Raw genomic sequence first — 9315 nt, 5'->3', positions numbered from 1 at the left:
TCGCGCTCTTCGAGCCGATCGGTGGAGCCTCTTGTCAGCGGCCGTCCCACTCGCTAGGGTGTCCTCCGCGTGCGCCCGGTCGAAAGCTTTCCTCTTCTCCCTGCCGGCCCGTTGCTCGTCCGGGCGCAGGAAGCGCTCTCTCCGTCGAGCTGGCTCCTTCTCCGCGACTTTCTCTCCCTCCCCAACCTCACCGCCGTCGAAAAAGCGAGCGTGGCGGAGCTGATCGGCACCGGAAGATGGGAAGAGATCGAAGAGCGGTTCGGGACCACGCTCTCCTTCGGAACCGGGGGAATTCGCAGCAGGACGATCGCCCGATTTCCCACGGCGGCGGAACGAGGGGGAGCCGATCGGGACGATCCGCCGCGCTTTCCCGCGGTCGGAAGCGGAATGCTCAACGAGAGGACGGTTCGCCGCACCTCCCTCGGGTTCGGGGAGTATCTCCGCACGGCCTCGCCCGGGCACCCGATCTCCGTCGTGATCGCCTACGATACCCGCCTCTTCTCCGCGCTCTTCGCGGAGATTTGCGCGGAGACCTTCCAAAGCCTCGGCTTCGTCGTCTGGCTCTTTTCGGAAGAACGCCCCACCCCCGAGCTCTCCTTCGCGATTCGGAAGCTCTCCGCCGATGCGGGCGTCATGGTGACCGCCAGCCACAATCCGCCTTGGGACAATGGCTTGAAGATCTACCTCTCCGACGGCGGCCAGATCACGGCCGAGGCGGCCGAAGAAGTGAGCCGATCGATCGGCAAGATCTCCCTCGCCGCCGCAATTCCGGAAGGACCCCCCCCCGGAATCCTGCGCCGGCTCGGAGCCGATTGCGATCAGGCCTATTTCGAAGCGATCGAATCGACGATCCTGGAATCGACCGCCGTCGGGAAGGCGAGCCGGGCGATCAAGGTCGTCTACACGCCTCTGCATGGAGTGGGACTCCACACCGTTCCCAGGCTCCTCGCCCGTCAAGGAATCTCCTGCTCTCTCGTGGCCGGCCAGGATACGCCGGACGGGCGATTTCCGGGGGTCGCCTCGCCCAATCCCGAGGATCCCCGATCGCTTGCGCAGGCGATCGACCAGGCTCGGACGGAACGAGCCGATCTCGTCCTGGGAACCGACCCCGATGCCGATCGCCTCGGCGCCGCCGTCTACGCCCCGGCTGTCGGATGGCGCGTCCTGACGGGCAATCAGATCGCGGCCCTGCTCGCCTTTTACCGCTGCGACCGGATCTTTTCTCCCGGCGGAAAGGTACGCATCCCCGGGACGCCCGTGCTCCTCAAGACCCTTGTGACGACCGACCTGCTCCGCTCGATCGCCGAGGCCTTCGGCCTCCGCTGCGTGGAGACTCTCACCGGTTTCAAATATCTCGCGGCCAAACTCCGGCGATACGAGGAGATGGCCGAGAAGGATCCGCGCAGCCGCCGCTTTCTGGTCTTCGGAGGCGAGGAAAGTCACGGCAGCCTCTCCACCGACCGGGTGCGCGAGAAGGACGGCAACGCCGCGGCCCTCCAGCTCGTCGAGGCGGCTGGATGGGCGGCCGACCGAGGGATGACCCTTCTCGACCTCCTCGATGCCCTCTACCGGCGGTTCGGGTTCTTCGCCGAGGAGCTGCATACCCTGGCATTGGAAGGCCCGGGAGGCTCGGAACGGCGAAGGCGGCTGCTCGCGTCGTTTCGAGAGACTCCTCCGGCCGGCCCTGATGGTGCTCCTCCCATCCTGACGGAGGACTTCGGGCGGGAAGACCATTGGGATGCCGACGGCGAGCTCTTGCCCAAGGAGGAATTTTTGCGCTTTTCGTTTCCCCCGGGGGCCCGTCTGGCCGTTCGATGCTCCGGCACCGAACCGAAGATCAAGTTCTACCTCTTCCATCGCTCCGAGGCGGAGGAGGATCTCCGCGCTCAGGAAGGGCGGACGCAAGCGATGATCTCCTCTTGGTGGCGAACCCTCGAGACGGACGTGGGCTTGCGCCTTTCCCGATGAGGTCCCTTTCTGCCGGAGCATTCCCCGCGGTCGACATCGCCGTGGTCCTCCTCTACTTGGCCGCCGTCCTCTGGGTGGGATTTCGGGCGGCGAAGCGGCCGAGGACCGTCGAGCAATTTGCGCTCGGCGGCCACAAGATGCCCTGGTGGGCGGTTCTCGGCTCCCTGGTTGCGGCGGAAACGAGCGCGGCATTTTTTCTGGGAACTCCGGCGGAAGGCTATGCCCTGGGGAATTACGAATATCTCCAGCTCAGCCTGGGGACGATTCTGGCTCGCGTCTTGGTCGCCTACCTTTTCGTAAAGCCCTACTTCACCTTCCGGGTCACCTCGATCTACCAATTCTTGGCTCTCCGCTTCGGGCCGAAGACAAAGTCAGCCGCATCCGCCACCTTTCTGCTGACGAGACTGCTCGCCTCGGGTGCCCGCCTCTACGTTGCCGCCATCGTGCCGGTGCTCGCCGCCAAGCTCCTCTGGGCAAGGCCGGTCTCCTCCGGGCAAGAGCTTTGGATTTATGCCGCTTCCGCGATCCTCCTCACGCTGCTGACGACCCTCTACACCGTCGCCGGAGGGATTCGAGCGGTGATCTGGACCGATCTCCTTCAGGCGGGCCTCATGCTTTCCGGGGGAGTCGTGACCCTGGTTCTCCTCTTTCAAAAAATTCCATGGGGCTCAAGCTCTCCGCTCGCGGAGGCGGCCCATCTCCTCACGACTCTCCCGTGGACGGAGACGGGCATCCACCCGCACAAAACCCTCTGGGAAAACCTCTGGGCCGTACTCACTTCCGACTATACGATCTGGGCGGCCTTGATCGGATCGACATTCACGACCATGGCTACTCATGGGGCCGACCAGGACCTCGTGCAGCGCCTCCTCACGGCCAAAGACCATCACCGGAGCCGGCTTTCGCTGATCCTTTCGGGATTGACCGACCTTCCCCTGGTCTTCCTTTTTTTGACGATCGGCATCTTCCTCAGCTTCCTGGCTCGCTCCGTCCACGACCCCCGACTCCCTTCGCAAGCAAACGAAGTCTTCCCCTATTTCATTCTTTGCCAAACCCCTTCCGGCATTCGCGGCCTTTTGCTGGCGGCGATCGTCGCCACCGCGATGGGCTCCCTTTCCGCCGCTCTCAACGCGCTGGCCACCTCCTTTTGCGAAGATTGGGCCTTCCGTTTCCTGCCCTCCTCATCGGACGAGCGCGTCCGGGTCCGCCTCCTGCGCGCTTCGACGGTGCTCTTTGCCCTCTTGACCATCCTGATCGCGTGCGCAACGGCCTTCTTCGTTCTCCGATCTCCGGGATCGCGCATCCTCCCGATCGTCCTCGGCCTCTTCGGATACACTTACGGTCCGCTTTTGGGGGTCTTTCTCCTTGGGGTTCTGACCCGAAGCCGCGGAGAGGACCTTGGGAACTGCGTTGCGATGGCCTGCGGTCTGGGCGTCGTCGCCCTGCTCAGCGGCGTGCCCCAGGCCGTCCTGGGACTCTTCTCTCAGGCCGCGGCCGCTCGGCTCTCCTGGCTTCCCTGCGTCGCCTTCCCCTGGCGGGTCTTCATCGGAAGCTGCGCAACCTTCCTCGTCGGCCTCTGCTTCCGCTCTCCCGCGCGCCGCCCGCCCGTCAGGCCCACCGGCTGAGCCCACACTTCCACCCCGGGCGGCTCAGGAAGCTGGGCTTCGGCCGACCGGCGGTGAGGAAAGAGAAAGCTCCTTCCGATAGGCGGCCATCGCCTCTTCCACCGTGGCTCCCTCGAGCGTGATCGCCGCGAGCGCGTTGCAGAACGCCACGGCTTCGGCAAGCGGCCTCTGATGAATGTTCCGTCCCGTCGCATTGCCCGCGGCTCCCGCCTCATGGATCTGGGCATGCAGCCGGGCCAGGAATTCGGGTACGCTCGTCTCCTTCCCTCCCGCGCAGATCAGGCGCGTTCGACCCGCCGCGAGAACCGCTTCCCGCAGCGCCGCCGCATTCCGGCCGTCCTTGGCCTTCGGCTCGTTCACCTTGACGAAATCGGCGCCCAGACAAGCGGCGAGTCCGGCGGCTCCCGCAATCAAGTGAGGATCGCGCTCGTCCGCTACGGCCTCCCCTCGCGGATAGGCCCAAAGGATCGCCACGAGGCCCCGCTGGTGCGCCTCGAATACCAAGCGCGCCGCCTCGCGCAGCATCTCCGGCTCCGCCCGACTGCCCGGGTAGATCGTGTAGCCGACACCGAGAATCGGCAGGGAAGACGCACTCCGGAAGCGGTCGAGCTGCTCGAAAGTGAGCCATTGGCGGCTCTCCGGATCGCTCAACCGGGTGGGGACCAAGTGGGTTTTGCTGTTGAGCTTCACCACGTAGCGAATCCCCGGATAGTCGGCCCCATAGCGAGCGATCAGGCCGAGCTGGGTCGCCAAGACTCCAATTCGAGCCCGAGAGGCGATTCGGAAAAGATGCTCGGGGTCGGCGTCATCCTCCGAGATTCCGGTTCCGAAGAAATCGTCGTTCAGATGCTCGACCTTCTGGTCCGCGGCCATCAGCATGAGACGCCCGGTACCCCGCGTCATCTCCTGGAAGTTCCTCTCATAGAGAGGTCGGAGTGCGACCGGGACGTCGAGCGGGGCTTTTTGCGTAGGGGCTAGCGTCATGAATCTCCTTGAGGTTGCTTCGACCGGAACCGGAAGCGACCGGAGGCGGTCGGGGTTGGCTGAACCAGAACTTAGCGCCTGCCGCTCGGCCCAGCAAGAGCGATGATAGCGGCGATCGCGCCCGGAGGCAGGCCCTGCGTTGCGGCGGGAAGGTGGGCTACCGGGTCACTCCCCGCTCCGTGGTTCGTAGGAAGTCGAGGAGCGCTACGACCTCGGGGGCCGCTTCTCCGCTCGACTCGACCGCCTCGATCCCCTGGCTGAGATTTTTCCCTTCTTCGAAGAGGAGGCGAAAGGCGCGACGCAGGCTCTTCAGCGCCTCTTCGGCAAAGCCCCGCCGCCGGAGGCCGGTCAGGTTGAGGGAGCGCAGGCGCGCCGGATTCCCGTCGACCAAGCAATAGGGAGGCACGTCCTGCACGATCTTCGAGCATCCTCCCAGCATCGCATACGCTCCGAGCCGACAAAATTGGTGTACCGCGGTCAATCCCCCGATCGTGACGCAGTCGTCGACCCGCACGTGCCCCCCCAAGGTGGCGTTGTTGGAAAAGACGCACCGGCTGCCGACGACGCAATCGTGCGCCACGTGCGCATAGGCCAGAAAGAGATTGTCGGAGCCGATGACGGTCCGGCCGCCCTCGCCGGTGGCCCGATTGACGGTGACGAATTCGCGGAATCGATTGCCCGATCCGATAGAGAGGAAGGTCGGTTCCCCTCGATACTTGAGATCCTGACTCTTCTGGCCGATCGAGGAGAAGGGAAAGAATTCGTTGTTGGGCCCCACTTCCGTCTTCCCGACGACGGATGCATGATGGTGGAGGATACAGCCCTCCCCCAGGCGCACCTCCGAGCCGACGAAGGCGTAAGGACCGATCTCGACACCCTCTCCGAGAAGGGCCCCCGGCTCCAAGATCGCCGTGGGATGGACAGAGGTCGCCATCGTCCTGCCGTCAAATCGAATCGACCAGGGCGAAGAGGAGGTCCCCCTCGCAGGAAACGCGGTCGTTGACCAAGCACCTTCCCGAAGCCCGGCCGATCTTGCCTCGAAAGCTGACGAGCTCCGCTTCCACGATGAGAGTGTCTCCGGGCATCACCGGCCGGCGGAACTTCACCTTGTCCGCGCTCATGAAAAATCCGAGCTTCCCCGCGTTGCCCGCCTGCCGGAGCAGAAGGATGCTGGCCAACTGGGCCATCGCCTCGAGCTGGAGAACCCCCGGCATGATCGGATGTCCAGGGAAATGACCTTGAAAATAGGGCTCGTTCATGGTCACCGCCTTTTGCCCCACCGCCTTCGCATTTCCTTCGAAGCGCAGAACCCGGTCGATCATCAGAAAGGGGTAGCGATGGGGAAGAATCTTGAGAACGTCGTGGATGTCCAAGGCGCCTTCCCCGGTGGGGATGTTCTCCAGCGGCATCAGTTGGGAAAGATAATCCCGATGCGCCTTTTGGAGAGCCCGCGCCATCTCTACATTGAGCGTATGGCTCGGCTTCGCCGCGAAGACGTGGGCTTTGAGCCGATGGGGGAAAAGAGCGAGATCCCCGATCATGTCGAAGATCTTGTGCCGGACGAACTCGTCTTCGAATCGGAGGGGTTCTTGGCAGAAGACGGTCTCTCCACGAATGACGATCGCGTTTTCGAGGCTCCCTCCCTTGATCAACCCCTTTTCCAACAAGGGTTGCACCTCCTCGTAAAAGACGAAGGTTCGGGCCGGTGCGATCTCCACGGCAAAGCGCTCGTCATCGTGCTCCCAGTGGAGAAATTGCGTAAACTTCCCGGTGTGCGTGACCTGGGTGCAGGTAAGGGAAAAGGACGAACTCGGCCATGCCACCAAGTAGGCCCCGTCCTTTCCCTGGACACAGAGCGGATCCCGCAGCTCGAAGAACGAGACCGGCCGGTCTTGCTCGACGAGTCCGGCGCGCCGAATCGCCTCGACGTAGATCCTTCCGCTTCCGTCTCCGATCGGCGGCTCGTTGGCGTTGAGCTCGATGAGCGCATTGTCGACGCCGCTTCCCCGCAGGCTCGCCAGGACATGCTCCACCGTATGGATCTTGACATTGCCCTCGCCCAGGGTCGTGGCCCGCTCCGTCTGCCGCACATGATCGATGTGCGCAGCGACGGTCGGCTCATCCGGCAGATCGACCCGCTTGAAGAGATATCCGGTGTCGGGCTCGGCCGGACGTAGGACCAGCGAGACCGGCTGGCCCGTATGCAGCGAGTTGCCTTCGATCCGGACCGACTCCCGCAAAGTGGTTTGCTTAATCACTCTCTTCCTCTCCCCGTGCTTGCTCTACCCTGGACGGGAGCAAACGAAAAGCTTCTTCTCCGCGCGACCCGCCCGATGCCTTCCGATCCGGCGGGTGCAAGAGTCGGCTGGCGAGAAGCGCTCGAAATGGGGTATGCCATAGGGGATCACCGCCATGAAGACAAGCTTTCGTCTGCTCTTCCTCCTGCTTTCGATCGGCCTGGGGCTTCCGATCCTCTCCTGCTCTCGTCCGACCCACATCGCGGAGAGGCCGAGCTTCCCGATTCCCAAGGATGCCGACGTCTCCCAAGCCCAACCCGGGAAGCGGGGCGGCCTATTCGTCGAAGTGAGCCCGGGCGAGCCCAATACCTTCAACTGGCTGGTTGCGGAGGATGCCTCTTCGGCCTCCTTCCTCGGCCTCCTCTTCGACGGCCTTACCTCCTACAACCCGATCCGGGAGGAAGTCGTTCCGGCGCTGGCGAAATCGTGGGAGGTGGGAGCGGACAGCCGCACCTTCACCTTCCACCTTCGCGAAGGGCTTACCTGGAGCGACGGCGCCCCTCTGACCGCCGACGACGTTCTCTTCACCTTTCAATGCGTCTACGATCCGAGATTCCCCAACCGGAACGCCTACGACCTATCGGTCAACGGGAAGCCCTTCCTCGTCGAAAAGCTCGACCGCCAGACGGTGCGGATCCGCACCCCCGAGATCTTCGCTCCCTTTTTGCGCTACTTGTCCGGGGTGACCATCATGCCGAAGCACCTCCTCCAAGGGGCCTACGAGGACGGCACCCTGCTGCGCGCCTGGAGCATCTTCACCGCGCAAAAGACCCCTTCGGCCATTGCGAGCAGCGGAGCTTTCCGGCTCCACAGCTACCGGCCCGGCCAGCTGATCATCTTGGATGCCAACCCTCGCTACTGGCGCATCGACGCGGAGGGGAAGAGGCTTCCCTACATCGATTTTCTGATCGTCAAGTTCGTGAAGGATCAGAATGCCAGCGTGGTCGCCTTCGCTTCCGGACAGACCGATGCGGACACGATTCCTCCCGACGACGTCGCCTGGGTCCGTCGGGGGGAGAAGATCTACCACTACACCGTTCATGACCGGGGCCCCTCGACCGCTTCGACCTTTCTCTGGTTCAACCAGAATCCCGGCCGCGACAAGAGCGGCAAGCCCTTCGTGACTCCCTACAAGCTCCGCTGGTTCCAAGACCGGCGCTTCCGCCAAGCGATCTCTTACGGGATCGATCGGGAAGGGATGGTCCGGGGGATCCTCTTCGGCCGCGGCCAACCCCTCTGGGGACCCGAAAGCCCAGCAAACACCAAGTGGTTCAATCCGCGAATCCGGCAGTATCCCTTCGATCCCCGTCGAGCCGAGGAGCTTCTGACCGAGGCGGGATTCCATCGCCGGGAAGACGGCACGATGGCGGATGCGGAGGGGCATCCGGTCAGCTTCACCCTTTTGACCAACCAGGAAAATCCGCTCCGGACCGCGATGGCCGCGGTCTTCCAACAGAACATGAAGGCCCTGGGCATCGACGCGCGCCTTCAGTTTCTCGATTTCGGCGCGCTCGTGACCAAGATCAGCGATTCCTTCGACTACGAGGCCTGCCTCCTCGGTTTAACGGGAGGAGGCGATCCGGCCGACGGCATGTCCGTCTTCGTGAGCAAGGGACGGCTCCATCAATGGTACCCGAGCGAGCCGCAGCCCGCCACCCCGTGGGAGGCGAGAATCGACTCCCTCATGCTCGCCCAGCTCACGACCCTCGACGAAAAGCTCCGCAAGCGGTATTGGGACGAAGTCCAGCAGATCCTCAGCGAGGAAGTTCCCTACATCTACCTCGTCACCCCCAACATCTACGCAGGGCTACGCAACAAGTGGCGCAATGTCCAAATTCCGAAGATCGGGTCGATCGTCTGGAACATGGAAGAAGTCTGGACGGAGTGAGCGCGGCGGGACGCAGGGGAGGGGAGATGGCCGATCAAGCGGCCGTGGAATCGCCGAGCAGCCGCCGGTACTCCTCCTTCGCCTCCAAAAACCCCTGGTCGGCGGCTTTCCGGTACCATGCGAGCGCCCGCGAGAGATCCCGGTCCACGCCCAGACCCTGCTCGTAGAGCTCTCCAAGCTTCCACTGCGAAAAGGGATCTCCCTGCTCGGCCGCGCGGGCGAACCATCGGGCCGCTTCTTCCGCATCGGCGCTGCCGCCGACGCCGAGCAGGCAGAGGGCGCCCAGATTCCGCTGGGCGACGGCAAGGCCGCTTTCCGCCGCCCCGCGCAGGAGCCGCCGAGCTTCCCCATCGTCCCGAGGAACCCCGTCCCCGGCCTGGTAGAGAATGGCCAAGTTATTCGCAGACGCGGCATGGCCCTGGTCGGCCGCCAGCCGGTACCAATACGCCGCTTCCGCCCGATCGGGAGCCACTCCCTTTCCGAAATCATAAAACTCCCCCAGACGCGATTGGGCCTCGACGAGGCCCTGCTCCGCAGCCCGCCGCCACCAGCG

7 protein-coding genes are annotated in these 9315 nt (G+C 64.0%); 3 read left to right on the top strand and 4 right to left on the bottom strand.

All coding sequences use genetic code 11. The features are described 5' to 3' along the window. Window positions 1–69: 69 nt before the first annotated feature. Window positions 70–1968 carry a phospho-sugar mutase gene (locus FN369_RS00820; protein ID WP_142524325.1) on the top strand — a complete coding sequence of 633 codons (1899 nt, stop codon included), beginning with the start codon at window positions 70–72 and terminating at the stop codon, window positions 1966–1968. Continuing rightward, a complete protein-coding gene (locus FN369_RS00815; protein ID WP_142524324.1) occupies window positions 1965–3593 on the top strand; it encodes a sodium:solute symporter family transporter in 1629 nt (542 codons plus the stop codon). The genes FN369_RS00820 and FN369_RS00815 overlap by 4 nt, the downstream gene beginning before the upstream one ends. A gap of 24 nt (window positions 3594–3617) precedes the next feature. Here FN369_RS00815 and FN369_RS00810 read toward each other — a convergent pair whose 3' ends face one another. The 3 genes from FN369_RS00810 to FN369_RS00800 form a co-directional block, all read right to left on the bottom strand. Continuing rightward, complete coding sequence (locus FN369_RS00810) at window positions 3618–4577, bottom strand: beta/alpha barrel domain-containing protein (protein ID WP_142524323.1); 960 nt, start codon at window positions 4575–4577, stop codon at window positions 3618–3620. 157 nt (window positions 4578–4734) lie between these two features. After that, complete coding sequence (gene lpxA / locus FN369_RS00805; protein ID WP_142524322.1) at window positions 4735–5511, bottom strand: acyl-ACP--UDP-N-acetylglucosamine O-acyltransferase; 777 nt, start codon at window positions 5509–5511, stop codon at window positions 4735–4737. Window positions 5512–5521: 10 nt separating this feature from the next. Next, window positions 5522–6835 (bottom strand): bifunctional UDP-3-O-[3-hydroxymyristoyl] N-acetylglucosamine deacetylase/3-hydroxyacyl-ACP dehydratase, encoded by a 1314-nt coding sequence (locus tag FN369_RS00800; RefSeq protein WP_142524321.1) that lies wholly within the window; start codon window positions 6833–6835, stop codon window positions 5522–5524. A gap of 154 nt (window positions 6836–6989) precedes the next feature. Here FN369_RS00800 and FN369_RS00795 point away from each other — a divergent pair, with 154 nt between their 5' ends. After that, entirely contained in the window at window positions 6990–8762 is a 1773-nt protein-coding gene (locus tag FN369_RS00795) for an ABC transporter substrate-binding protein (RefSeq protein ID WP_142524320.1), read from the top strand. Window positions 8763–8796: 34 nt separating this feature from the next. Here FN369_RS00795 and FN369_RS00790 read toward each other — a convergent pair. Next, window positions 8797–9315: tetratricopeptide repeat protein (locus tag FN369_RS00790; protein ID WP_142524319.1), on the bottom strand; the 519-nt coding region annotated here is incomplete at its 5' end.

It is taken from the genome of Methylacidimicrobium cyclopophantes (assembly GCF_902143385.2).
GTDB classification, from domain to species: domain Bacteria; phylum Verrucomicrobiota; class Verrucomicrobiia; order Methylacidiphilales; family Methylacidiphilaceae; genus Methylacidimicrobium; species Methylacidimicrobium cyclopophantes.
This window is presented reverse-complemented; position numbering and strand designations above follow the sequence as displayed.

Excerpts from the sequence above, each read along its gene's own strand:
- lpxA (WP_142524322.1), bottom strand. The coding sequence starts at position 5,511 with ATGGCGACCTCTGTCCATCCCACGGCGATCTTGGAGCCGGGGGCCCTT.
- FN369_RS00795 (WP_142524320.1), top strand. The coding sequence starts at position 6,990 with ATGAAGACAAGCTTTCGTCTGCTCTTCCTCCTGCTTTCGATCGGCCTG.
- FN369_RS00815 (WP_142524324.1), top strand. The coding sequence starts at position 1,965 with ATGAGGTCCCTTTCTGCCGGAGCATTCCCCGCGGTCGACATCGCCGTG.
- FN369_RS00810 (WP_142524323.1), bottom strand. The coding sequence starts at position 4,577 with ATGACGCTAGCCCCTACGCAAAAAGCCCCGCTCGACGTCCCGGTCGCA.